The 24,422-nt window shown below is 65.0% G+C and carries 22 protein-coding genes; 14 read left to right on the forward strand and 8 right to left on the reverse strand.

Going from position 1 to position 24,422, the window contains the following annotated elements:
• The first annotated feature begins 21 nt into the window (after positions 1-21).
• From ACODSK_RS01700 to hpaI, 3 genes are read left to right on the forward strand one after another with little or no spacing between them, the layout of a single operon-like run.
• Positions 22-1,326: an MFS transporter gene (locus ACODSK_RS01700; RefSeq protein ID WP_489013383.1), complete on the forward strand. Its 1,305-nt coding sequence runs from the start codon at positions 22-24 to the stop codon at positions 1,324-1,326.
• 11 nt (positions 1,327-1,337) lie between these two features.
• A complete protein-coding gene (gene hpaH, locus ACODSK_RS01705) occupies positions 1,338-2,141 on the forward strand; it encodes a 2-oxo-hept-4-ene-1,7-dioate hydratase (protein ID WP_009394236.1) in 804 nt (267 codons plus the stop codon).
• A 13-nt stretch (positions 2,142-2,154) separates the two neighbouring features.
• Positions 2,155-2,958, forward strand: coding sequence for a 4-hydroxy-2-oxoheptanedioate aldolase (gene hpaI, locus ACODSK_RS01710; RefSeq protein ID WP_489013385.1), 804 nt, complete (start codon positions 2,155-2,157; stop codon positions 2,956-2,958).
• A gap of 93 nt (positions 2,959-3,051) precedes the next feature.
• On the opposite strand, the gene hpaR is transcribed toward hpaI, so the two are convergent.
• Positions 3,052-3,477, reverse strand: coding sequence for a homoprotocatechuate degradation operon regulator HpaR (gene hpaR / locus ACODSK_RS01715; protein WP_489013387.1), 426 nt, complete (start codon positions 3,475-3,477; stop codon positions 3,052-3,054).
• Between the two features lie 168 nt (positions 3,478-3,645).
• Between hpaR and ACODSK_RS01720 the strand changes: the two genes are divergently transcribed.
• Positions 3,646-4,011 (forward strand): cupin domain-containing protein, encoded by a 366-nt coding sequence (locus tag ACODSK_RS01720; RefSeq protein WP_489013389.1) that lies wholly within the window; start codon positions 3,646-3,648, stop codon positions 4,009-4,011.
• Between the two features lie 113 nt (positions 4,012-4,124).
• On the opposite strand, the gene ACODSK_RS01725 is transcribed toward ACODSK_RS01720, so the two are convergent.
• The 5 genes from ACODSK_RS01725 to ACODSK_RS01745 form a co-directional block, all read right to left on the reverse strand.
• On the reverse strand, positions 4,125-4,703 hold the full coding sequence (locus tag ACODSK_RS01725; RefSeq protein ID WP_489013391.1) for a TetR/AcrR family transcriptional regulator: 579 nt from the start codon (positions 4,701-4,703) through the stop codon (positions 4,125-4,127).
• A 132-nt stretch (positions 4,704-4,835) separates the two neighbouring features.
• Complete coding sequence (feaR, locus tag ACODSK_RS01730) at positions 4,836-5,789, reverse strand: transcriptional regulator FeaR (protein ID WP_489013393.1); 954 nt, start codon at positions 5,787-5,789, stop codon at positions 4,836-4,838.
• A 116-nt stretch (positions 5,790-5,905) separates the two neighbouring features.
• Positions 5,906-6,493 (reverse strand): DUF3156 family protein, encoded by a 588-nt coding sequence (locus tag ACODSK_RS01735; protein WP_489013394.1) that lies wholly within the window; start codon positions 6,491-6,493, stop codon positions 5,906-5,908.
• Positions 6,453-7,955 (reverse strand): APC family permease, encoded by a 1,503-nt coding sequence (locus ACODSK_RS01740; protein WP_489013395.1) that lies wholly within the window; start codon positions 7,953-7,955, stop codon positions 6,453-6,455. Before ACODSK_RS01740 ends, ACODSK_RS01735 begins: the two co-directional genes overlap by 41 nt.
• Before the next feature lie 225 nt (positions 7,956-8,180).
• A complete protein-coding gene (locus ACODSK_RS01745) occupies positions 8,181-8,678 on the reverse strand; it encodes a PaaI family thioesterase (protein ID WP_489013397.1) in 498 nt (165 codons plus the stop codon).
• Between the two features lie 170 nt (positions 8,679-8,848).
• On the opposite strand from ACODSK_RS01745, the gene ACODSK_RS01750 reads away from it, so the two are divergent.
• Entirely contained in the window at positions 8,849-9,253 is a 405-nt protein-coding gene (locus ACODSK_RS01750; protein WP_489013399.1) for a DUF7832 domain-containing protein, read from the forward strand.
• A gap of 159 nt (positions 9,254-9,412) precedes the next feature.
• A complete protein-coding gene (locus tag ACODSK_RS01755) occupies positions 9,413-10,057 on the forward strand; it encodes a TIGR04211 family SH3 domain-containing protein (protein ID WP_489013401.1) in 645 nt (214 codons plus the stop codon).
• On the opposite strand, the gene ACODSK_RS01760 is transcribed toward ACODSK_RS01755, so the two are convergent.
• A complete protein-coding gene (locus tag ACODSK_RS01760; protein ID WP_489013403.1) occupies positions 10,054-10,998 on the reverse strand; it encodes a LysR family transcriptional regulator in 945 nt (314 codons plus the stop codon). The two genes, ACODSK_RS01755 and ACODSK_RS01760, sit on opposite strands and share 4 nt — an antisense overlap.
• Before the next feature lie 91 nt (positions 10,999-11,089).
• On the opposite strand from ACODSK_RS01760, the gene ACODSK_RS01765 reads away from it, so the two are divergent.
• The 5 genes from ACODSK_RS01765 to fusA all read left to right on the forward strand — a co-directional run bounded on the left by ACODSK_RS01765 (position 11,090) and on the right by fusA (position 17,574).
• Positions 11,090-12,136 (forward strand): Gfo/Idh/MocA family protein, encoded by a 1,047-nt coding sequence (locus tag ACODSK_RS01765; protein WP_489013405.1) that lies wholly within the window; start codon positions 11,090-11,092, stop codon positions 12,134-12,136.
• Positions 12,137-12,250: 114 nt separating this feature from the next.
• Positions 12,251-13,624 carry an MFS transporter gene (locus tag ACODSK_RS01770; protein WP_489013407.1) on the forward strand — a complete coding sequence of 458 codons (1,374 nt, stop codon included), beginning with the start codon at positions 12,251-12,253 and terminating at the stop codon, positions 13,622-13,624.
• Positions 13,625-13,639: 15 nt separating this feature from the next.
• Positions 13,640-14,086 carry a type II 3-dehydroquinate dehydratase gene (gene aroQ, locus ACODSK_RS01775; RefSeq protein ID WP_489013409.1) on the forward strand — a complete coding sequence of 149 codons (447 nt, stop codon included), beginning with the start codon at positions 13,640-13,642 and terminating at the stop codon, positions 14,084-14,086.
• Complete coding sequence (locus tag ACODSK_RS01780; RefSeq protein WP_489013411.1) at positions 14,083-15,249, forward strand: Gfo/Idh/MocA family protein; 1,167 nt, start codon at positions 14,083-14,085, stop codon at positions 15,247-15,249. The genes aroQ and ACODSK_RS01780 overlap by 4 nt, the downstream gene beginning before the upstream one ends.
• Positions 15,250-15,468: 219 nt before the next feature.
• The gene (fusA, locus tag ACODSK_RS01785; RefSeq protein WP_489013413.1) at positions 15,469-17,574 is read left to right on the forward strand and encodes an elongation factor G; all 2,106 of its coding nucleotides are present in this window, start codon (positions 15,469-15,471) and stop codon (positions 17,572-17,574) included.
• Between the two features lie 130 nt (positions 17,575-17,704).
• Here the strand turns inward: fusA and ACODSK_RS01790 are convergent, their stop codons facing one another.
• Entirely contained in the window at positions 17,705-19,168 is a 1,464-nt protein-coding gene (locus ACODSK_RS01790; RefSeq protein WP_489013414.1) for a SulP family inorganic anion transporter, read from the reverse strand.
• 273 nt (positions 19,169-19,441) lie between these two features.
• Here ACODSK_RS01790 and ACODSK_RS01795 point away from each other — a divergent pair, with 273 nt between their 5' ends.
• From ACODSK_RS01795 to ACODSK_RS01805, 3 genes are all read left to right on the forward strand, one after another.
• Complete coding sequence (locus ACODSK_RS01795) at positions 19,442-20,719, forward strand: bifunctional O-acetylhomoserine aminocarboxypropyltransferase/cysteine synthase (RefSeq protein WP_489013416.1); 1,278 nt, start codon at positions 19,442-19,444, stop codon at positions 20,717-20,719.
• Positions 20,720-20,962: 243 nt separating this feature from the next.
• A complete protein-coding gene (locus tag ACODSK_RS01800) occupies positions 20,963-22,735 on the forward strand; it encodes a flavin monoamine oxidase family protein (protein WP_489013418.1) in 1,773 nt (590 codons plus the stop codon).
• Positions 22,732-24,417: an alpha-keto acid decarboxylase family protein gene (locus tag ACODSK_RS01805; RefSeq protein WP_489013420.1), complete on the forward strand. Its 1,686-nt coding sequence runs from the start codon at positions 22,732-22,734 to the stop codon at positions 24,415-24,417. Before ACODSK_RS01800 ends, ACODSK_RS01805 begins: the two co-directional genes overlap by 4 nt.
• Positions 24,418-24,422: the final 5 nt, after the last annotated feature.

Genomic DNA, 24,422 nt, shown 5'->3' on the forward strand with positions numbered 1-24,422 from the left:
TTGACAAAAAAGAACAACATCATGAGCACAGCCAATACCGCAGATAGCGTCACCCTTGCCCGTCAAGCTTCGACCCACTCCACCGTCACCTGGCGGCTGATGCCGCTGTTGCTGGTGTGTTACCTGTTCGCCCACCTCGACCGCATCAACATCGGCTTCGCCAAGATGCAGATGAGCACCGACCTGCACTTCAGCGACACGGTGTACGGCTTCGGCGCCGGGCTGTTCTTCATCGCCTACGCGATGTTCGGCGTGCCCAGCAACATGGCCCTCGACCGGGTCGGCCCGCGGCGCTGGATCGCCACCCTGATGGTGGTGTGGGGCGCGCTGTCCACCAGCATGCTGCTGGTGGAAACGTCGACCGGCTTCTACGTGCTGCGCTTCCTCCTGGGCGTGGCCGAGGCGGGGTTCTTCCCCGGCATCCTGGTCTACCTCAACCGCTGGTACCCGGCCCGCCGCCGCGCCCAGATCACCGCGCTGTTCGCCATCGCCGTACCCATGGCCGGCGTGGTCGGCGGCCCGCTGTCCGGCGGCATCCTCGAACTGTTCCACGACGCCGCCGGCCTGCGCGGCTGGCAGTGGATGTTCCTGCTCGAGGGCGCTCCCGTCATCCTGCTGGGCCTGGTGGTGCTCAAGTGCCTGCCGGACAGTTTCGCCAGCGTCAGCTGGCTGAGCGACGAGCAGAAGCAAGGCCTGCGCGAAGAGCTGAACCAGGAAGAACAACGCAAGTCGATCACCTCCTTCGGCGGCATCCTCGGCGACGCCCGGGTCTGGCTGCTGGTGGCGGTGTACTGCGCGGTGATGCTGGCGGTAAACACCCTGGCCTTCTGGATGCCGACCCTGATCCATGGCGCCGGCATCGGCAGCGATGGTCGCGTCGGCCTGCTCAGCGCCGTGCCGTACCTGGCCGGCTGCTTCTTCATGATCGCCTGCGGGCGCTCTTCGGACCGCCGCCGCGAACGCCGCTGGCACCTCTGCGTGCCGCTGCTGATGTCCGCCTTGGGCATCGCCGTGGCCGGCCTGGCACCGCAAAACGCCGCGCTGGTGATGGGCGGCCTGATCATCGCCGGCATGGGCGCCAGCGCCGCGCTGCCGATGTTCTGGCAACTGCCGCCGGCGTTCCTGTCCAACACCACCCAGGCGGCAGGCATCGGCCTGATCAGCTCGCTGGGCAGCATCGCCTCGTTCTCCGCGCCCTACCTGATCGGCTGGATGCGCGACACCACCCATAGCGCCAGCCTGGCCCTGTACGTGCTGGCCGTTTTCATCACGCTCGGCGGCCTGCTGGTGCTGCGCACCCACGCCGCTACCGTCAACCCTCAGTAAGAGATTCGATCATGCTCGACCACAGCCAGATCCTCAGCGCCGCGGCCCAACTGGACCGCGCCGAACGCAACCGCGAACAGGTGCGCCAGTTCTCCCTGGAGCACCCAGGCATCACCATCGAGGACGCCTACGCCATCCAGCGCGCCTGGGTGGCGCAGAAGATCAAGGACGGGCGCAAGCTGGTCGGGCACAAGATCGGCCTGACCTCCCGCGCCATGCAGGTGTCGTCCAACATCACCGAACCGGACTACGGCGCACTGCTGGACGACATGCTGTTCGAAGAAGGCAGCGACATCCCCTTCGAGCGCTTCATCGTCCCGCGCGTTGAAGTGGAACTGGCGTTCATCCTCGGCAAACCGCTGAAGGGCCCGAACGTCACCGTGTTCGACGTGCTCGACGCCACCGAATGGGTGATCCCGGCACTGGAGATCATCGATGCGCGCATCCAGCAGGTCGACCCGCAGACCCAGGTCACCCGCAAGGTCTTCGACACCATCTCCGACAACGCCGCCAACGCCGGCGTGGTCATGGGCGGGCGCCCGGTGCGGCCGACCGACATCGACCTGCGCAAGGTGCCGGCGGTGCTCTACCGCAATGGCGTGATCGAGGAATCGGGCGTCTCCGCGGCCGTGCTCAACCACCCGGCCAAGGGCGTGGCCTGGCTGGCGAACAAACTGGCGCCGTACGACGTCACCCTGGAAGCCGGGCAGATCATCCTCGGTGGCTCGTTCACCCGTCCGGTAGCGGCGCGTCCGGGCGACACCTTCCATGTCGACTACGACATGCTCGGCTCCATCGCCTGCCGTTTCGTCTGATCAGGAGACCGTCATGGACATGCCCGTCAACCGCTTCAAACAGCGCCTGCAGCAGGACCAGGCGCAGATCGGCCTGTGGCTCGGCCTGGCCGATGCCTACTGCGCGGAGCTGGCGGCCAACGCCGGCTTCGACTGGCTGCTGATCGACGGCGAACACGCGCCCAACGACCTGCGCGGCATGCTCGCCCAGCTGCAGGCCGTGGCGCCCTACGCCAGCGAGGCGATCATCCGCCCGGTGATCGGTGATACCGCGCTGATCAAGCAGGTTCTCGATATCGGCGCGCAGACATTGCTGGTGCCGATGGTCGACAGTGCCGAGCAGGCACGCCAGCTGGTGCGCGCCGTGCATTACCCGCCCAAGGGTGTGCGCGGGGTCGGCAGTGCACTGGCGCGGGCGTCGCGCTGGAACAGCATTCCGGGTTATCTGGATCACGCCGATGCGCAGATGTGCCTGCTGGTGCAGATCGAGAACCTGGAGGCCCTGGCCAACCTGGACGAGATCGTTGCGGTGGACGGCGTCGATGGCGTGTTCATCGGCCCGGCGGACCTCAGCGCGTCCATGGGCCATCGCGGCAACCCGGGGCACCCCGAGGTGCAGGCGGCGATCGAAGACGCCATCCTGCGCATCAACAAGGCCGGCAAGGCGGCGGGGATTCTCAGTGCCGACGAGAAACTGGCCCGGCGCTATATCGAGCTCGGTGCCAAGTTCGTCGCGGTGGGGGTGGATACCACGGTGCTGATGCGCGGGTTGCAGGGGTTGGCGGCCAAGTTCAAGGAAGGCCAGGTGGTGCAGCCAACCTCCGGCGGCGTTTATTAGTCAGTCATCGCCGGCAACGCCGGCTCCCACAGGGATTGCGCACACCGCAGAACCCTGTGGGAGCTGGCATTGCCAGCGATGAGGCCAGCAAACTCACCGCCGAACTTGCTTCAGTTCATCCAGCAACCCCAGCAACTGCTGCAATTTCTCCTCGCCAAACTGCCCCTGCAACGCCTGATAGTTGGCCTCCATGCGCTGACTCATCGAGGCAAAGATCTCCTCGCCCTTCTCCGCCAGCTCCACCAGCACCCGGCGCTGATCGGTCTCGGCCTTGCGCCGCTTGACCAATCCGGCCGCCTCCATGCGCACCAGCACACCGGTCATGCTCGGCTTGAGAATGCAGGCCTGGTCGGCCAAGCGATAGATCTCCAGCTCGCCCTGCTGGCGCAGGATGCGGATCACCCGCCACTGCTGCTCGGTCAGGCCGTGTTCGTTGAGGGAAGGTCGGAAGAAGCGCATCGCGGCTTCGCGGGCTTGCAACAGGGTGAGGGTCAGGGACTGACGCGGACGGCTGGACATGAAAGTGCAAGGTTCTCGGGTTATTTGTTAACACTTTAACAAAAAGCCTTGACGACGACAGCGCCTGGCATCGCCGATCAAATGCCCCGGCACGCATGGGCAAGACAGCGCCCGGCGCAGCGGCGTTAATGGGCACACTTTCATTCCTCCTTTCAAGGAAGCACTGCCATGACCCTGCACGCCGCCAAACAGCACATCCAGCTCAGCGAACTCGACGCCTGGGGCACCGTCGCCGACCTCGGTTCGGAGATTCTCGAAGGTGAAGTCCGCGCCTTCGGCAAGATGACCTTCGGTGCGCCGACCGATGCGGTCAGCAGCGCCTACTTCGGCACCACCCAGGGCAAGTTCCGCATGGTCTACCCGTTCAACGAACAGGCCGTGGTGGTCACCGGTGCCGTGCGCCTGACCGACGAAAGCACCGGCCAGGTGACCGAGTACAAGGTCGGTGACAGCTGGTTCGTGACCAAGGGCACCCCGGTACTGTGGGAGATTCTCAGCGAGAGCTTCGTGAAGCATTACTTCGCGGTGGCCTGAGGTTCTTTATAAGCCTTGATGGCCTCATCGCCGGCAACGCCGGCTCCCACAATGTCCGCAGCTACACTGCAACCTGTGGGAGCCGGCGTTGCCGGCGATGAGGCCCTCAAGGCTTAAACAGCAGCCCCGAGCGAAGCCGCAAAGATCGTCCACATCGCCTTCAACCGCCGCTCATACGCCGCCTCTCCGGCATAGATCAGCTCGACGATCAGGCTGTCGATCACCCCCAGGTAAGCATCCACGAACAACTGCCGCCGCTCGCCCTTGAGCCGGGGAAACTGCTGCTCCAGTGCCTTGCCGAACACCTCGCCGACCCGCGCCAGGTGCCCCTCGAATCCCGACGAAATCATCGAACGCAGCTCCGCCGGCGGAAAGAACGCCGCCCGCAGCAAAAACCGCAGGTGCGCCGATTCCCGGTAGCGCTGCGCCATGCGCTCGCCATACAGCGCGCCGGGCAGGCCGTCGTCCTCGGCGAAACAGCCATCGACATGCAGCCGCTCCGCCTCCAGCGCCCGCTCGAAGACCGCCTCGAACAGGTCGACCTTGCCGCTGAAGTGGGCATACAGCGACGGCTTGCGCATGCCCACCGCCACGGCGATATCGTTGAGCGAGGCAGCGTCGTAGCCGGACTCGGCGAACTGCTCGACCGCCACCAGGCAAATCTTCTCCGCCGAGGGCGAAAGAACTCTCATGCAAAACCTCTCCATTGACCCTGCTTGCCAACCTGCCTTCCAGGCACCCTAACGACCGATAGGTCGATAATCTGGGCGAAGTTAAAGCCGCCTGGAGGCAGGGTCAAGCCGGTACTGCGTATTGATCGTGATTCAGGCCAGGCCCGCCAGGCTGGTGCTGCGGAAGTCCTTGGGCGACTGCTCGTACTGCTTCTTGAACGAACGGCTGAAGTGCGCCGAATCGGTGAAGCCCCATTTGTAGGCGATGGTGGTGATGGACTCGGTCTTGTGGATCGGATTGGCCAGGTCATCGGCGCTGCGCTGCAGGCGGGCGCGCTGGATGTAGCGGCAGACGCTGTCACCCTGCTCTTCGAACAGGCGATACAGATGGCGCACCGAGATGTTCAGGCGTGTCGCCAGGCTGACCGGGGTCAGGCCAGGTTGACCGAGGGATTCGTCGATGACCTTCTGCACGTAGCTGCGCAGGTCGGCGCCCTGCAACGAGGCCGGCAGGCGGGTGTCCTGGTCGCTGCCTTCAAGGGCCGAGCCGAGCAGCGAGAGGAAGGCGCTGTGCAGCGCATCGCCTTCGGCCTGTTCGCCGTCCTGGGCGCTGGTTTCCTTGCACAGCTGGTCCATCAGCAAATGCAGCATGCGCCCGCAGGCCTTGCTCTGGGAGATCTTGCCGAAGATGCGCTGGTCACCGCCCAGTTGCCGCGACACCTGCTCGCGGGACAGCCCCAGCGAAGCGTGTTCGATCAGGCCGAAGGGGGTGATCTCGCAGGCGCCCACCGAATCCATCAGCAGCATCTCGCCGGGAGCCAGCTGCAGGCTGGTGCCGTTCTGGGTGATCTGGGAAAAGCCGGTCCGTTGGCTGACCAGGAAGCAATGCTGGTCGTTGTCGCGATCGGCCTTGAGGCCGTTGCGCCGGATCACCCCGGCGTTGGTGCGCAGGTTGGCCATGCCCAGGCCACCCCGCGACCAGGTGGAAATCTCGCCGATGAACAGCGAGCGGTTGAACGCAAGTTCGGTTTCGAAGTACCCGCACGTTGCCTGCATTGCCGCGTTCCAGCGATCCAGGGCCGAGCCGGTAGCCTGATGGATACTCATGACGTACCTCCACAGTGGCATCTTGTTTTTGTCGGGCAATAGTTAACATGTTATCTATATGCACGCAACAATTCTGTAAGCCCATGTGTAAAAGCACGATGAGTGCCAACTTTCGTTCAGAGTCCTTCCAACAGCGGTTTCAGGGCAATCAGAGCGGTCAGCAGATGCTCGCGCTGCTCGGGACTGATGCGGATATAGCGACGAAAGGCAGGCATGCGGTTAACCACTTCACTACCGCCCATATGCTCCAGTACCACGGTCCACAGGCCCTCGGCGCGCTCCAGGCGCAGGCGCTTGAAGTCCAGCGGCATCAGGGCCTGCATCAGCGCCTGATCCTGCTCCAGGCGCTGGCGTACCCGCTCCAGCAATCCCGCTTCACCGCCCTTCTGTTTCCAGCCCAGGCCGGTACGGCGAATCGCGCCACTGTGGTGCAGTTCCAGGGTCGCGGTGCCCTCGGAACTGGCAGCACATTGCAGGCGGAATTCGCAGACCACGATATGCATCAGCAGCTGTGATTCGGTGCGCTCGCGAACCTCGAATTCGACGCCGCCGGCCAGGGCGAAACGCGCCTGGCCGGGTTGCACGACCTGGCAGTCCTGCACGCCGAGATTGCGTCGCAGGTACTCCAGGGTCACCCCCGGGCGATAGCCCGAGGGTGCGCGATCAAACAGCCTTTGCCAGAGATTCGGCGCGCTGGTGGCCATGATGCACTCCAGGTTCGTTGGCAAATTCCTTGGCCAGGACGTCCTCGACCACGGCCGGCTTGAACGGGTTGACCCGCTGCACGACCAAGGTCCAGAACAGCGCGTACACCGCAGTACCGCCGAGCATCCAGGCGAACGGCACGTAGACGTCGGCAGGATTCATGCCCGGCGGGGTGATGAACCACATGCCCAGCAGGATGCCGACGCTGGACAGAATCTGCGGCAGCGGGAACAGCGGCGAGCGGTAGGCGCGCGGCAGGTCCGGACGACGGATGCGCAGGATCACCACCGACAGGGTCACCAACAGGTACGCCGTGCTCCAGGCACACACCGCAGCCAGCACCAGGTGCATGATGTTGTCGGTGTTGCCGCCCAGGTACAGGGCGTGCAGGCACGGGATCAGCATGGCGACCAGGATGCACAGCAGCGGGGTCTTGAAGCGCGGGTGCAGGTAGGTGAAGACCTTCGGCAGCGCGCCGTCGACGGCCATGCCGTAGAGGATGCGCGGCACGCCGGCCATCAGGGTGTTGATGGTCGCAGCGCCGGCGAACAGGAAGCCGATGCCCAGCCACAGCGGACCGATATCACCCATCACTTGCTGGGCAAACTGCGGGATGGCCATCGGCGTATCCAGCAGGTGCACGCCGGTGGCGGCGTCCAGCACGACGTTTTCCACCTGGCGCTTCATCGCCGCGCCATAGATGAACATGCAGGTGGCCACACCCAGCAGGCCAAGGGCCATGGCCCGCGGCATGGTCCGCGCCGAGCGACGCAGGTCCGGGGCCAGCGGGGTGACGAACTCGCAGCCGACGAACATGAACATGGCCATGCCCACCAGCGACAGCACGGTGATCAGGTCGGTGCCGACCATCGACTCGCCGAACCAGCCATCCAGCTGCACCGCCGGCGCGGCGATCAGGCCGAGCACGCCGAACACCATCAGGGTGGTCCACATGCCGAAGGTGAGGATGATTTCCGCCTTGCCGAAGGCGCTGACGCCGAAGGCATTGAGCACGGCGAACACCACCACGAAGCCGACGCCGAGCAGCCAGGAGCCGCCGGCGGATTCGGCCAGGGTATTCAGGTGCTCGAAGTTCACCAGGGCCATGACCCCGGCGAGGATGGTCTCGGCGGTACCGGCGAAGACGTGGACGATCAGGTAGGCCGACAGGGTGCCGGTAATGGCGAAGAAACGGCCCATGCCGCAGTTGATGTAGTCGTACACCGAGCCGGTGGTCGGCAGGATCGCCGCGGCTTCGGCGAAGGTGGTGGACTGCGCCAGCATCAACAGCACCGCGATCAGCATCGCCATGGCGAAGGCGCTGCCGCCGATGCCGAAGCCCATGGTCGCGGTCAGGATGACGGGGCTGGCCATGATCAGGCCGATGGTACTGGCAAGGGCGGTGGGAAAGCCGATCGTGCCCCGGTTCAGGTGCGCGCTGAGCGTGTCGTTGAGCGACATGGTGAAGACCTCAAGTGCCGTTGTTATGGTTGTGCGTCACTGTGCGCCGCACTCCATGCCACGTCTTGCCCCAGACTGCCGGGGGTTTTGTTGCTGGCTGCCAGGCCTTGGAAGGGTGTCGCTTGTGAGGGCCTCATCGCTGGCAAGCCAGCTCCCACAGGACCTGCATGCACCGGACCTTGTGGGAGCTGGCTTGCCAGCGATGGGCCCCTCAATATCTACACATCAGGCCTGCCCATGCGCCTTCTGCTTCAGTTTCTCGGTATCCACCTGAACGAACACCGAATCCGCCGTCACCGTCAGCACATCCCCCGCCCACACCTCGCAGATCACCCGGGTCTTGCGCCCCGGTTCGCCCTCGACCCGAGCCTTGAGGGTCAGCTCCACGCCCATCGGCGTCGGCTTCAGGTAGGTCAGCCCCAGGTGCCCGGTCACGCAATCGATGCGCGGCAGCGAACCCGGCTCGCGCCCCTGGGCGCGGTAGTGATACGCCATTGCCGTCCAGTTCGAGTGGCAATCCACCAGCATCGCCAGCAGCCCGCCATAGACCAGGCCGGGCCAGCCGCAGAAAGTGCTGTCGGGAGAATGGGTGCAGACCACATGGACGCCGTCATCGGCCCAGTGGCTTTTCAGGTGCAGGCCGCTCGGATGGGCCGAGCCGCAGCCATAGCAGACGCCGTCCGGCGCTGCCAGGTCCTGGAGGGGGATCGCTTGGGAGGTCATTTGTTTCCAGATTTGTTTTTGTAGGAAAGTTCAGATGTTAACGCTCTCCCTGTTCTGATTCAAAGTCAGCCGTTTCATGCGTCATTAAGTCTCATATGGCTTCCGGCCATGAGCGGAAGGAGTAAGCTACACCCCCAGCAAGGCCCCACATCAGAACAAGGACTGCTGCGATGATTGCTAATGATGCCGGCTGGCATTATGCCGATGATGGTTCCCCCCGCCACGCCCCCTACACCGGGTTGTTCCTTGCCTGGAGCGCCTCCCACGACCTGCTCAGTCGCGACTTCAAGGCCGACTACGACGCCGAAATCCAGGCCCTCGCCGAACGCCTGCTGACCCCCGCCCGCTTCTTCCAGCTGTGCTGCGACAACCTGCTGGTGGACGAAGACCTCAGCCGCCAGGGCAACGCTTTCGCCGCTCACTACCTCGGCCGCCGGGCCCCGTCGCTGCCCGACGACCTGACCCAGCTGCTCGGCATGGTCGGCATCGACGAGCCCGGTGCCAGCTGGGAACACTACGATCTGCTGGCGCCACGCCTCGACCAACGGTTCGCCCAATGGCAGGCCGGTCAGTGAACCTGATGCGATAAATACTGTCTTCTCGCGGTGGCTTGTCGCGGTACTCCCTGACTGACAAGCCCCGGGGACGTCCAACGGTTATCCCCTTTTTTCGTTGCGCTGGCGGCAGGCATGCCGGTCGGCGGTTTTCATTTTTTCTTCTCGGGGAAGATAACCATGCGCCTGCTTCGCCCTCTCCGCGCACGCTCCGCCGTGCTTCCCGCCCTGTTCGCCGGCCTGCTCCTGAGCAGCGTCGCCCACGCCGAAGAATCCGCCAGCGACGATCGCTGGGTCAGCGACAGCCTCACCACCTACGTACGCAGCGGCCCCACCGACGGCCATCGCCTGGTCGGCACCCTGAAATCCGGGCAGAAGGTCAAGCTGCTCGCTACCCAGGGCAGCTACAGCCAGGTCCGTGCCGAGTCCGGCGATACCGTATGGATTTCCAGCAACGACCTGCAAAGCGTCCCTGGCCAGGCCGAGCGCCTGCCGCAACTGACCGAGCGCGTCGCCCAGCTCGAACAACAGTTGAAGACCATCGACGACAGCTGGAAAAGCCGCGTCCAGGGCATGCAGGAGACCATGGACTCGCGCAAGAACCTGGTAGACGAACTGCAGGCCCGCAACCAGTCGCTCAACGAAGAACTGACCCAGGCCCAGTCGCAACTGCGCGACACCCAGGCCCGCCTCGGCGACGAAAACAAGCAGGTGATGATGCGCTACATGGTCTACGGCGGCGCAATCGCCGGAGCCGGGCTGCTTGCCGGGCTGATCATTCCGGCGCTGACCCGGGGTCGCAAGAAGAACAGCGGCTGGGCCTAAACCCTGCGCTCCAGCGCATAGGGCCCGCTGGCCAACTGCTCGCGCAGGAACGCCACGCAGGCCCGCACCTTGGCCGAACTGGACGAGCGCACCGCCGTCACCGCCCAGATATCCGCTGGCTGATACCAGGCCGGCAGTACCCGCACCAGCGCGCCGCTGGCCAGGCTGCCGGCGATATCCCAGGCCGAAGCCATGATGATGCCGTGGCCGTCATGGGCCCACTGGCGGACGATATCGCTGTGGTTGGAAGCCATCGGCCCGGTGACCTTGACCGTCTCTCCGCCGTTCGGGCCGACCAGCTTCCACACCCCGAACCGATCGTCGCGGCTGCGGAACAGCAGGCAATCGTGCTGGGCCAGGTCCGCCGCCACCTTGGGCGCGCCACGGCGCTCCAGGTACTCCGGCGCCGCCGCCAGCACCCGGGTGCTCTCGGCGATGCGGTGGGCGATCAGGTGCTTCTCCTGCACCTCGCCCACGCGGATATCGATATCGAAGTTATCGGCGATCAGGTCGGCACGACGGTCCAGCAATTCCAGCCACACCTCCAGCGCCGGGTATTGCCGGCGCAATAGCGAAAGGATCGGCGCGATGTGCTCGCGGCCCAGGCGCAGGCTGGTGCACAGGCGCAAGGTGCCCTGGGGCTCCCGCTGACCACCGGACAAGGCATCCACCATCGCCCCGACGTCCTCGAGAATCTTCTGCGCCCAGACGAACGCGGCCTCGCCATCGCTGGTGATGTTCACCCGTCGGGTAGTGCGATTGAACAGCTTCACCCCGAGCTGTTCCTCCAGGGTGGCGATGCGCTTGCTGACATGCGCCGGCGACAGCCCGGTCTCGCTGGCAGCGGCGATGAAGCTGGAGCGCCGGGCCACTTCGCAGAACAGCTGGAGGTCGCGCAATAGCGGCCCATTATTCGCTGTGAGCACATTCTGATTCTTCATTACGCCCGATTATCTCCTGGGACTTTTTATTTAGCCTCTCACAAAAGCTGCCTTGCCGTACAAGCCAGAACAACAAGAGAGACCCACGAAGATGATCCGCATTGCCGTTGCCGGCGCCGGCCTGATCGGCCGCCGCCATATCGAACTGATCCTGGCCAGCCGCGACTGCGAACTGGCTGCCATTGTCGATCCCCTGCCCGCTACCGCCGCCTTTGCCGACAGCCTCGGCGTGCCGCTCTACGCCGACCTCGACAGCCTGCTGGCCGCCCAGCGTCCCGACGGCGTGATCCTCGCCACCCCCAACCAACTGCATGTCGAAGGCGCCCTCGCCTGCGTCGCCCACGGCATTCCCGCGCTGATCGAAAAACCGGTGGCGCACACCCTGGAAGAAGGCAAGCGCCTGCTGGCCATCGCCGAACAGGCCGGGGCCAAGCTGCTGGTGGGCCACCACCGCGCCCATAGCGCGATCCTGGAAAAGGCTCGCGAAGTGATCGGCGAAGCCGTGCTGGGCAACCTGGTGGCGGTGATGGGCAGTGCGCTGTTCTACAAGCCCGACGACTATTTCGATGCCGCCCCGTGGCGCCGCGAAGCCGGGGGAGGACCGGTGCTGATCAACATGATCCACGAGATCGGCAACCTGCGTTCGCTGTGCGGCGAGATCGTCTCGGTGCAGGCCCAGGCCTCCAATGCCACCCGTGGTTTTGCCGTGGAAGACACGGTGGCGGTGAGCCTGCGCTTTGCCAGCGGCGCCCTCGGCACCTTCATGCTCTCCGACACCGCCGCCTGCGCCCGCAGCTGGGAGCAGACCGCGCGGGAAAACCACGATTACCCGAGCTACGCCGACGAGGACTGCTACGTGCTGGCCGGCACCCAGGGCTCGCTGTCGATCCCGACCATGCGCCTGAAGTACTACGCCAGGCGTGACGACCGCTCGTGGTGGAAGCCGTTCGAGACGGCGGTGGCCAGCCTGGAAGAAGCCGACCCGCTGGCGCGCCAGCTGGCGCATTTCTGCCAGGTGATCCGTGGCGAGGCCGAGCCGCTGGTCAGCGTGCGCGACGGGCTGCGCAATCTGCAGATCGTCGATGCGATCAGCGAGGCGGCCAGAACCGGGCAAATCATCTCCACCCAAGAGTTGTAGAGACCGTCAGGGCCTCATCGCTGGCAAGCCAGCTCCCACACGATCCCTGTGGGAGCTGGCGTTGCCAGCGATGAGGCCCCAGAGAACACCATAAAAACAACAAGAGAGAACACCATGGCTCACGACAACACCCGACAAACCAAAAAAGCCACCGCCAGCGGCTGGGTCGGCTCCGCCCTGGAGTACTACGACTTCTTCATCTACGCCCAGGCCGCCGCGCTGATCTTCCCGCAGATCTTCTTCCCCGCCGGCGACCCCAAGCTGGCGATCATCGCCTCCCTCGCCACCTACGGCGTCGGCTATCTGGCCCGTCCGGTCGGTGCCTTCGTCCTCGGTCACTGGGGCGACACCCGCGGGCGCAAGAACGTCCTGCTGCTGTGCATGTTCCTGATGGGCATCGCCACCTTCGCCGTCGGCCTGTTGCCGACCTTCAACCAGATCGGCTACTGGGCCCCCGCCCTGCTGGTGGTACTGCGCCTGATCCAGGGCTTCGCCGTGGCCGGCGAGATCGCCGGGGCCAGTTCGATGATCCTTGAACACGCCCCACCCGGGCGCCGTGGCTTCTTCGCCAGCTTCACCCTGCAGGGCGTGCAGGCCGGCCAGGTGCTGGCGGCGGCGATCTTCCTGCCGCTGGCCTACTTCATGCCGGAAGAAGCCTTCAACAGCTGGGGCTGGCGCATTCCGTTCCTGCTCAGCGCCGCCGTGCTGATCGCTGCCTTCATCATTCGCCGCGAGGTCAAGGAACCCGAGGCCTTCGTGCAGAAGGTGGAACAGGTCACCCGCACCCGCTCGCCGATCCGCGAGGCCTTCAAGTACAGCTGGCACGGCATGCTGGTGGTGTTCGGCGTGTCGCTGATGAACGTGATCCCGGTGGTCACCACCATCTTCGGCGCTGCCTACGCGGTGCAGCCGGCCTACGGCGTGGGCTTCGACAAGAGCGTCTACCTGTGGATCCCGGTGGTCGGCAATATCGTCGCGGTGCTGGTGATTCCCTTCGTCGGCAACCTGTCCGACCGCATCGGCCGGCGTCCGCTGATCATCGGCGCGGCGATCGGTTGCGGGCTGATGTCGTTCCTCTACCTGTACGCCATCAGCATCCATAGCGTGCCGCTGGCCTTCGCTGCCTCGCTGCTGATGTGGGGGACGATCTACCAAGGCTACAACGCGATCTTCCCGAGCTTCTTCCCCGAGCAGTTCCAGACCCACTACCGCGTCTCGGCCATGGCCGTGGCGCAGAACATCGGCTACATGATCACCGCCCTGCTCCCGGCCCTGTTCACCGCCGTCGCCCCGCCCGGCTCGGACAACGTGCCGCTGCTGATCGGCGCCATCACCTGCGTGGTCACCGCGATCTCGGCGATTGCCGCCTGGAGCGCCCCGGAAACCTACCGCACGCCACTGGACCAGCTCGGCAAGAGCGACGCCGTGGCTCTCGACAAACCCACCTACGACGCGCTGCGGGCCCAGGCCCTGCGCACCACCCCCTGATTGGAAGTGATCCCCATGCAAACCGTACTCGTCCTCAACGGCCCCAACCTGAACATGCTCGGCCTGCGCCAGCCCGAGGTGTATGGCCGCGAGACCCTGGCCGATGTCGAAGCCCTGTGCCGCGCCGCCGGCCAGCGCCATGAGCTGGCCATCGAGTTCCAGCAGACCAACCACGAAGGCCAGATGATCGACTGGATCCACCAGGCCCGTGGCCGGGTCGCCGGCATCGTCATCAATCCCGGCGCCTGGACTCACACCTCGGTGGCCATCCACGACGCGCTGATCGCTGCCGAAGTGCCGGTGATCGAGGTGCATATCTCCAACGTGCACCGCCGCGAGGCCTTCCGTCATCACTCCTATGTGTCGCTGGTGGCGCAGTCGGTGCTGGCCGGTTTCGGTACTCACGGCTATGTCCTGGCCATCGATCACTTCGCCAAGCAACTGCAAGGAAGCAAGCCATGAAAAACCTCGGTAATCCGAACCAACGCCTGCGCCTGGGCTTCGTCGGCGGCGGCCTGGAGTCGTCGATCGGCTCCACCCACCGCTACGCCGCGCACCTGGACGGCCACTTCGAACTGGTGGCCGGGGTGTTCGCCCGCGACCCGGCGCGCAACCGCGCCGCCGCCGAGGCCTACGGCATCGCGCCGGACCGCGTGTACCCGGACTTCCAGAGCATGGCGGTGGCCGAAGCCGCCCGCGAAGACGGCATCCACGCCGCCGCAATCATGGCGCCCAACGCCGTGCATGTGCCGGCCAGCCTGGCCTTCCTCGACCAGGGCATCGACGTGATCAGCGACAAGCCGCTGGCCGCCAGCCTCGATGAAGCCGAGCAACTGCTGCAACGGGTGCGCAAGGGCCCGGCGCTGCACCTGCTGACCCACAACTACAGCGGCTACCCGCTGATCCGCGAAGCCCGCGAACTGATCGCCAGCGGCGCCCTCGGCGAGGTGCGCCTGGTCCAGGTCGAGCATGCCGCCGGCTTCGGCACCCGCGCCCTCGAACAGCAAGGCGCCAAGGCCCTGATGTGGCGCACCGATCCCGCTCAGGCCGGGGCGTCCTCGGTACTGGCGGATGTCGGCGTGCATGCCCACCAGTTGCTGCGCTTCGTCACCGGCCAGGAAATCAGCGAAGTCTCGGCGGAACTGAGCACCCTGGTGCCGGGCCGGGTCAGCGACGACAACGCCCACGTCAAGCTGCGCCTGGGCAATGGCGCGCGCGGCATGCTCTGGGCCAGCTTCGTCGCCGCCGGGCATCGCCATGGCCTGCAACTGCGGGTGTTCGGTGAAAAGGGCTCGCTGTACTGGCACCAGGAAGACCCGGAGCGCCTGGAAGTGCGCTACCAGGACCAGCCGCACCAGATCCTGCGCCGGGGCGAGGCCTGGCTGAGCGAGTCGGCGCGCTTGTCGACGCGGATCAAGGCGGGTCAGCCGGAGGGGTTGCTGGAGGCGTTCGCCAATATCTATAGCGAAGCGGCGGAGCGCATTCGTGCGCGGCGTGAACAGCGGGTGCCGAGTGCGCAATCGTTGCTGTGCCCGACGGCCGAGGATGGCCTGCGCGGGATGCGCTTTATCGATGCCTGCGTGAAATCGGACCGGGCCGAGGGGCGCTGGACCGAGGTCGCTTGATTCGTTGTCGCTGATGGCCTCATCGCTGGCAACGCCAGCTCCCACAAGGACCGCGTTCACCACAGAACCTGTGGGAGCTGGCATTGCCAGCGATGAGGCCATCAGCATCAATAGAGATGCCAAGGAGTCGCCACCCGGCACCCACCCAAGCACAACCCCCAGCCTCTGCTACCGTGGAAAGACAATTCCCCTTCCCCACCGCAGCACAGGTGACCCCACATGGCGCGCACCACCCCCATCGAGCTGTACCGCAATATCGGCATCGTCGCCCACGTCGACGCGGGCAAGACCACCACCACCGAACGGATCCTGTTCTACACCGGGGTCAACCACAAGATGGGCGAGGTCCACGACGGCGCCGCGACCATGGACTGGATGGCCCAGGAACAGGAACGCGGGATCACCATCACCTCGGCGGCGACCACGGCGTTCTGGCAGGGCTCGACCAAGCAATTCGCCGACAAGTACCGCTTCAACATCATCGATACCCCCGGCCACGTCGACTTCACCATCGAGGTGGAACGCTCGCTGCGCGTGCTCGACGGCGCGGTGGTGGTGTTCAGCGGCGCCGACGGCGTCGAGCCGCAGTCCGAGACGGTCTGGCGCCAGGCCAACAAGTACCACGTACCGCGCCTGGCCTACGTCAACAAGATGGACCGCCAGGGCGCCGACTTCCTCCGCGTGGTCAAGCAGATCGACCAGCGCCTCGGCCACCATCCGGTACCGATCCAGTTGGCCATCGGCGCCGAGGAACACTTCGCCGGGCAGATCGACCTGGTGAAGATGAAAGCCATTTACTGGAACGACGACGACCAGGGCACCAGCTACCGCGAGGAAGAGATCCCCGCCGAGCTGCTGGACCAGGCCCGGGAATGGCGCGCCCATATGATCGAGGCCGCCGCCGAGGCCAACGACGAGTTCATGACCCTCTACCTCGACGGCGTCGAGCTGAGCAACGAGCAGATCAAGGCCGGCCTGCGCCAGCGCACCCTGGCCAACGAGATCGTCCCGGCGATCCTCGGTTCGTCGTTCAAGAACAAGGGCGTGCCGCTGATGCTCGACGCGGTGATCGACTACCTGCCCGCGCCTTCGGAAATCCCGGCGATCAACGGCACCGACCCGGACCACGAGGACAAGCACCTGGAGCGCCACGCCGACGACAACGAACCGTTCTCGGCCCTGGCCTTCAAGATCGCCACCGACCCCTTTGTCGGCACCCTCACTTTCGCCCGGGTCTACTCCGGCGTGCTCAGTTCCGGCGACGCCGTGCTCAACTCGGTCAAGGGCAAGAAGGAACGGGTCGGGCGCATGGTGCAGATGCACGCCAACCAGCGCGCCGAGATCAAGGCCGTCTGTGCCGGTGACATTGCCGCGCTGATCGGCATGAAGGACGTCACCACCGGCGACACCCTGTGCGACCTGAACAAACCGATCATTCTCGAACGCATGGACTTCCCCGACCCGGTGATCTCGGTGGCGGTGGAACCCAAGACCAAGGCCGACCAGGAGAAGATGGGCATCGCCCTCGGCAAGCTGGCCCAGGAAGACCCGTCGTTCCGGGTCAAGACCGACGAAGAAACCGGGCAGACCATCATTTCCGGCATGGGCGAGCTGCACCTGGACATCATCGTCGACCGCATGCGCCGCGAGTTCGGCGTCGAGGCCAATATCGGCAAGCCGCAGGTGGCCTACCGCGAGAAGATCCGCAACACCTGCGAAATCGAAGGCAAGTTCGTCCGCCAGTCCGGCGGGCGCGGCCAGTACGGGCATTGCTGGATCCGCTTCGCCCCGGGCGACGAAGGCAAGGAAGGCCTGGAGTTCATTAACGAAATCGTCGGCGGGGTGATCCCCCGAGAGTACATCCCGGCGATCCAGAAAGGCATCGAGGAACAGATGCAGAACGGCGTGGTTGCCGGCTATCCGCTGATCAGCCTCAAGGCCGCGGTGTTCGACGGCTCGTACCACGATGTCGACTCCAACGAACTGGCGTTCAAGGTCGCCGCATCCATGGCCACCAAGCAGCTGTCGCAGAAAGGCGGCGCGGTGCTGCTGGAGCCGGTGATGAAGGTTGAAGTGGTGATGCCCGAGGAGTACATGGGCGACATCATGGGCGACCTGAGCCGCCGTCGCGGCCTGATCCAGGGCAGCGAGGACACCCCGGCAGGCAAGGTGGTGCGCGCCGAAGTGCCGCTGGGGGAGATGTTCGGCTACTCCACCGAGATGCGCTCGATGACCCAGGGCCGGGCCAGCTACTCGATGGAGTTCACCCGCTACGCCGAGGCGCCGGCGAGCATTGCCGAGGCGATCATCAAGAAGCAGGGATAGCTTTGTTGGGGCTGATGGCCTCATCGCTGGCAAGCCAGCTCCCACAGGTATTGCATGCACCGAACCCTGTGGGAGCTGGCTTGTCGGGGCGCCGAACCGCAGCGATGAGGCCATCAGCATCAACACAAAATCAGTGCTCCGCCCCCGCCCGCTTCAACAACTGCTTGCAGCGCTCCGACAGATGCACCACCCGCAGGTGCTTGCCCGCCTTCTCATAACGCTCGCGCAAGGTCTTCAACGCCGCGATCGCCGAATAATCGACGAAGCTCAGGTGCTGGCAATCCAGGGTGACCTGCGCTGGATCATTGGCCGGGTCGAACTGGTTGAGGAACGGCGTGCTGGAAGCGAAGAACAGCGTGCCATGCACCCGGTACAGCTTGCTGCCATCGGCTTGCAACTGGCTGTCGGCGTACAGCTCACGGGCATGCTGCCAGGCGAAGTTGACGGCAGCGATGACGATGCCGAACAGCACCGCCGTGGCCAGGTCGGTGAACACCGTGACCACGGTCACCGCGACGATCGCCAGCACATCGCTCAGCGGCACCTTGTGCAGCACCCGCAGCGACGCCCAGGCGAAGGTCTGCTGGGCCACCACGAACATCACTCCGACCAGCGCCGCCAGCGGGATCTTCTCGATCAGCGGCGAAAGGAACAGCACGAACAGCAGGATCATCACCCCTGCGACCACACCCGACAGGCGACCACGGCCATTGGAGCTGAGGTTGATCACGGTCTGCCCGATCATCGCGCAACCGCCCATGCCGCCACACAGACCGGAAACCATGTTGGCCGCGCCGAGGGCCACGCATTCGCGGTCGGGGTGGCCGCGGCTCTCGGTGATTTCGTCGGTGAGGTTGAGGGTCAGCAGGGTTTCCAGCAGGCCGACCAGGGCCATCAGCACCGCATAGGGGGCGATGATGCGCAGGGTCTCCAGGTTCCATGGCACCTGCGGCAGCGCCAGGGATGGCAGGCCACCGGCGATATGGGCCATGTCACCAAGGGTGCGGGTCGGCAGGTCGAGCAGGTACACCAGCACGCCGACCCCGAGGATCGCCACCAGCGCCGGCGGCACCGCGCGGGTCAGCTTTGGCAGCACATAGACCACCAGCATGGTCAGGCCCACCAGGCCAAGCATCAGCCACAGGGCCGGGCCTTGCAGCCAGGCTTCACCTTGCTTGAAGTGTTCGAGCTGGGCCATGGCGATGACGATGGCCAGGCCGTTGACGAAGCCGAGCATCACCGGATGCGGCACCAGTCGCACCAGCTTGCCCAGGCGCAGCAGGCCGAACAGGATCATCAGCAGCCCGCCCAGCAACACCGTAGCCAGCAGGTACTGCACACCCTGTTGCACCACCAGGGCGACGATCACCACGGCCATGGAGCCGGCGGCACCGGAGATCATGCCGGGGCGGCCGCCGAACAGGGCGGTCAGGGTGCAGATGATAAAGGCGCCATACAGGCCCATCAGCGGGTTGAGGTGGGCGACCAGGGCGAAGGCGATGCACTCCGGCACCAGGGCGAACGACGTGGTCAAACCGGCCAGGATATCGCTGCGCACGCGCAGGGCCCGGCTTTTCGGGTGTGCTTGGGACATCGGGGATTCCGTTGGGACAGGCGGGGAAAAATCGTTAGCAAGCTTACCGGATTCCCCATAGACGACACAAAACCCTGTGGGAGCTGGCCTTGCCAGCGATGAGGCCAGCACTCGCGACGATGTTGCCTGACCAGACGCCATCGCCGGCAACGCCGGCTCCCACAGGGTTCTTCGGTGCTCTGGCTATTTCCTTATAACCACTATGGCTATTGACCAGCCAATCGCCCCAACCCCATGCTCCCCCGCTCCACCCATCCCTCAAGGAACGATTGCATGAAGCTGGAAACCCTGGCCATCCACGCGGGCTTCAGTCCGGACCCGACCACCAAGGCGGTGGCCGTGCCGATCTACCAGACCACCTCCTTCGCCTTCGACGACACCCAGCACGGCGCCGACCTGTTCGACCTGAAGGTCGCCGGCAATATCTATTCGCGGATCATGAACCCCACCAACGACGTGCTGGAGCAACGCATGGCCGCCCTCGAAGGCGGGGTCGGCGCGCTGGCCGTGGCCTCGGGCATGGCGGCGATCACCTACGCGATCCAGACCGTGGCCGAGGTGGGCGACAACATCGTTTCGGTGGCCAAGCTCTACGGCGGCACCTACAACCTGCTGGCCCATACCCTGCCACGCATCGGCATCCAGACCCGCTTCGCCCCCCACGACGATATCGCCGCCCTCGAAGCGCTGATCGACGAGCGCACCAAGGCGGTGTTCTGCGAGTCCATTGGCAACCCCGCCGGCAATATCGTCGACCTCCAGGCCCTGGCCGACGCCGCCCACCGCCATGGCGTGCCGCTGATCGTCGATAACACCGTGGCCACGCCGATCCTGTGCCGGCCGTTCGAACACGGCGCCGATATCGTCGTGCATTCGCTGACCAAGTACATCGGCGGCCATGGCACCAGCATCGGCGGCATCGTCATCGACTCGGGCAAGTTCCCCTGGGCCGAGCACAAGGAACGCTTTGCCCTGCTCAACACCCCCGACCCGTCCTACCACGGCGTGACCTACACCGAAGCCTTCGGCCCGGCCGCCTTTATCGGCCGCTGCCGCGTGGTACCGCTGCGCAACACCGGGGCGGCGCTGTCGCCGTTCAATGCCTTCCTGATCCTGCAGGGCCTGGAAACCCTGGCCCTGCGCATGGAGCGCCATACCGAGAACGCCCTCAAGGTCGCTCGTTACCTGCAGGAGCACGAGCAGGTCGCCTGGGTCAAATACGCCGGCCTGCCCGATCATCCGGAGCACGAACTGGCCCGGCGCTACACCCAGGGCAAACCTGCCTCGATCCTGTCCTTCGGCATCAAGGGCGGCCAGGAAGCCGGCGCGCGCTTCATCGATGCGCTGAAGCTGGTGGTGCGCCTGGTGAACATCGGCGATGCCAAGTCCCTGGCCTGCCATCCGGCCTCCACCACCCACCGCCAGCTGAACGACGAAGAACTGGAAAAAGCCGGCGTGCCACGGGACATGGTGCGCCTGTCGATCGGCATCGAGCACAGCGACGATATCCTCGCCGACCTGCAACAGGCCCTCGCTGCCAGCCGCGGATAAACGGCAACTCCGCCAGCCTCGCCCTGCCCGATATCGACGGCGGGCGCGGGCTTGAGCGGTGCCCTCGGAATTGCCTTGCGCACATAGCTTTTCTGCGGGAAAAGCCCCGGTTTCATTGGGGGTTCACCGTTTCAGCGATCGCCTGCAAATATTTCAGTGATATCACATTGGCATTGTCACAAAGGTCGTCAATACTGCCTCCCGCACGGAATTCCTTGCCCACACAACATAAGGATATTTGCGATGAGTCAGACCCAGCCATTGGATGTCGCCATCATCGGCGGCGGCGTATCAGGGACCTATAGCGCATGGCGCTTGCAAGAAGCCCAGGGTGATCGTCAACGCATCCAGTTGTTCGAATACAGCGACCGCATCGGCGGGCGTCTCTTCAGTATCAATCTCCCCGGTTTGCCCAACGTCGTCGCCGAAGTCGGCGGCATGCGCTGGATGCCGTCCAACAAGGAAGGCACCAGCGGCCATGTGATGGTCGACAGGCTGGTGGGCGAGCTCAAGCTGCCGACCAAGGACTTCCCCATGGGCAGCAACCTGCCGGAGAAGGATCCGGTGGGCGCCAAGGACAACCTGTTCTACCTGCGCGGCGAGCGCTTCCGCCTGCGTGACTTCAGCGAAGCCCCGGAAAAGATCCCCTACAAGCTGGCCTGGTCCGAGCGTGGTTTCGGCCCCGAGGACCTGCAGGTCAAGGTGATGAACAGCATCTACCCGGGCTTCGACAAGCTGAGCCTGGCCGAGCAGATGCAGGTCAAGGTGTTCGGCAAGGAAATCTGGCGCTACGGCTTCTGGGACCTGCTCTACCGCGTGCTGAGCAACGAGGGCTACCAGTTCATGAAGGACGCCGGCGGCTATGAGGCCAACGTGGCCAACGCCAGCGCCGTGACCCAGTTGCCCGCCACCGAATACAGCGACACCACCAAGTTCCTCACCCTGAAGAAGGGCTTCCAGTCCCTGCCGCTGACCCTCGAAGAGCAGTTCAAGAACGTCCCGGGCGGCCTGGTGCCGAGCGAGGACCGGGTGCACAAGAACCGTCGCCTGGCCTCCCTGCAATACAGCGATGACACCGAATACCCGTACCGCCTGCACTTCCAGCCGACCGAAACCGTGAACGGCAACACCCGCGATATCGTCGGTGCGCAGGAAGAGATCATCCACGCCCGCCAGGTCATCCTGGCCATGCCGCGGCGCTCGCTGGAGCTGATCGACTCGCCGCTGTTCCAGGACAAGTGGCTGAAAGAGAACCTCGACTCGGTACTGGTGCAGTCCGCCTTCAAGCTGTTCCTCGCCTACGAGCAACCCTGGTGGCGCGCCCAGGGCCTGGTGGCCGGCCGCTCGGTCACCGACCTGCCGATCCGCCAGTGCTACTACATGGGCACCGAGTGCGAGCAGGACGGCGGCGAAAAGACCCTCAACTCGCTGCTGATGGCCTCCTACAACGACATCGGCACCGTGCCGTTCTGGAAGGGCCTGGAAGGCGGCGTACCGTTCGCGGGCTACCAGCCCTCGACCCTGCAGGGCCGGGTCGATGCCAATGAAATCGTGCCGAAGATGCAGTACCAGATCAGCGAAGAGATGGTCCATATCGCCCAGCGCCAGGTCACCTCGCTGCATGACCAGATCGAGCTGCCGGCACCTTATTCCGCGGTCTACCACGCCTGGGACGCCGATCCGTTCGGCGGCGGCTGGCACGAATGGAAAGCCAACTACCGTCTCGACCTGATCATCCAGCAGATGCGCCATCCGGTGGCGGAGCAGGAGGTGTACATCGTCGGCGAGGCCTATTCCTATGGCCAGGGTTGGGTCGAAGGTGCACTGACCACTGCCGAATCCACCCTCCAGGACTTCTTCGGCCTGCCGCGTCCGGAGTGGCTGCCTGAGGCCTATCAGTTGCTGCCGACCCCGGCGCCAGTGGATATCGAGAATCCGCCGGCCCTGCCCTGCACCGACTGCAAGGCCACCCTCGCCGAAGTCACCGACTTCGCCTACACGGGGATCAAGGCATGAGTACCGTCGACTTCAGCGTTGCCGACTATCTGTTGACCCGCCTCAAGGAACTGGGCCTGACCAAGGTGTTCCAGGTCCCGGGGGACTATGTCTCCAACTTCATGAACGCGCTGGATGCCTTCGACGGCATCGACGCGGTGGGCGAGGTCTATGAAATGGGCGCCGCCTACGCCGCCGACGGCTATGCCCGGGTGCATGGCATCGGCGCCGTGTCCCTGCAATACGGCGTGGGCACCTTCAGCGCGGTCAACGCCATCGCCGGCTCGTTCGTCGAACGCGCCCCGGTGGTGGTGATTTCCGCCAGCCCGTCGACCCAGAACCGCGAACTGGCGCGCACCCAGAACGTGCTGTTCCACCACTCTACCGGCGACTTCGAAGCCGACCGCAACGTGCTGGCGCAGGTCACCGTGGCCAGCGAGATCATCTCCGATGCTCGCCAGGCGCCGTGGCAGATCGACAACGCGCTGATCGCCGCCATCACCCACCGCCAGCCGGTGTATCTGGAAGCGTGGAAGGATGTCTGGGGCCTGGAATGCTCGCGCCCCCATGGCCAACTGACCCCGGCGCCGCGCCCATCCAACGCCGACGCGCTCAAGCAACTGGTGGACAACAGCGTCAAACGCCTGGCCGAGGCGAAGAAGCCGCTGGTGCTGCTCGGCGTGGAAGTCATGCGCTACGGCCTGCAGGACGCGGTGCAGCGCCTGATCGACGCCTGCCAGCTGCCGTTCAGCACCACCCTTGATGCCAAGACCGTGCTCGACGAAAGCCAGAAGCCGTTCATCGGCACCTACGCCGGCCCGGCCTCGCGCCTGGAAACCTCGCCTCTGGTGCTGGAGGCCGACTGCATCCTGGCCATCGGGGTGATCTTCACCGATGACTACCTCGACTTGCTCAATGCCAGCTTCGACAAGATCATCCAGGTCAACTGCGACCTGGCCCGCACCGGCGACGACTACTACCCCAACGTGCGCCTGCCGGACTACGTCGACGGGCTGCTCAAGGCGCTGGACGTCGATGCGCGCTTCCCGCGCCAGGACGTCACCTTGCCGAAGCATCCGGCCTTGCTGGCCAGCCACGGCAGCGACAGCCCGCTGAGCTACGCCAACTTCTTCGACAGCCTGGTGAGCTTCGCCCAGGAACATCACCTGTGGGAGCAGAGCACGCTGATCCTCGGTGAAAGCTCGTCACTGTACGTGGCCAGCAATATCCAGGGCATGCCGCGCAACGCCTTCCTCTCCGATGCCATCTGGGGCTCCCTCGGCCATGAAACCGGTTGCGCCCTCGGCGTGGCCCTGGGCAGTGGCCGGCGGCCGATCGTGGTGGCCGGCGACGGCGGCTTCATGATGGTCAGCCAGTCCCTGGCGGCGCTGGCGCGCAACAAGGTCAATGCCATCGTCTTCGTCATGAGCAACCAGGTGTATGCCATCGAGCAGGCCTTCGTCGATATCGACGCCTTCAAGCCCGACGGCAGTTTCGCCCCCTTCGACACCCTGCCGAGCCTCGACTACCCGTCGCTGGCCAAGGGCTACGGCGCCGAAGGCCACCAGATCCACACGGTCGCCGAACTTCAGGAACTGCTGCCCAAGCTGCTGGCGGTGAGCGACCGTCCGGTGCTGGTGGAAGTGAAGATTGCCGAGAAAGACCTGGCGGTGCAGATCGAGCGCCTGGCCACCACCCCATAAGGAAC

The organism is Pseudomonas sp. FG98, from assembly GCF_057808595.1.